At 40.4% G+C, this 443-nt stretch carries 1 protein-coding gene; it reads left to right on the top strand.

What is annotated here, in order from left to right:
- Positions 1-443, top strand: a 443-nt coding sequence (locus Q1A15_RS20940) for a hypothetical protein (protein ID WP_299628397.1), incomplete at both ends; no start/stop codon positions are given.

Genomic DNA, 443 nt, shown 5'->3' with positions numbered 1-443 from the left:
GCAACACATACTGATCCAACGTGTACAGTAGCAACTGGAAGTATTAATGTCACTAGTCCAGTAGCAACTTCAACATATACCTTAGCAGGAATAACACCTGTAGTAGCTGCACAAACTGGAACAAGTTTTACAACATTAGCACCAGGAACTTATGAGTTAACAGAAACAAATTCGGATGGATGTGTATCTACGGCAACTACGATTGTTATTGATCCTGTATTAACAACACCTGCTGCGCCAGTAGCAACACATACTGATCCAACGTGTACAGTAGCAACCGGAAGTATTAGTGTCACCAGTCCAGTAGCAACTTCAACATATACTTTAACAGGAATAACTCCTGTAGTAGCTGCACAAACTGGAACAAGTTTTACAACATTAGCACCAGGAACTTATGAATTAACAGAAACAAATGCAGATGGTTGTATTTCTGGGGCGACTAC

Source organism: uncultured Tenacibaculum sp., from assembly GCF_947495995.1.
Lineage (GTDB): Bacteria > Bacteroidota > Bacteroidia > Flavobacteriales > Flavobacteriaceae > Polaribacter.
The sequence above is the reverse complement of the archived record's forward strand: the minus strand, read 5'-3'. Positions and strand labels throughout refer to the sequence as shown.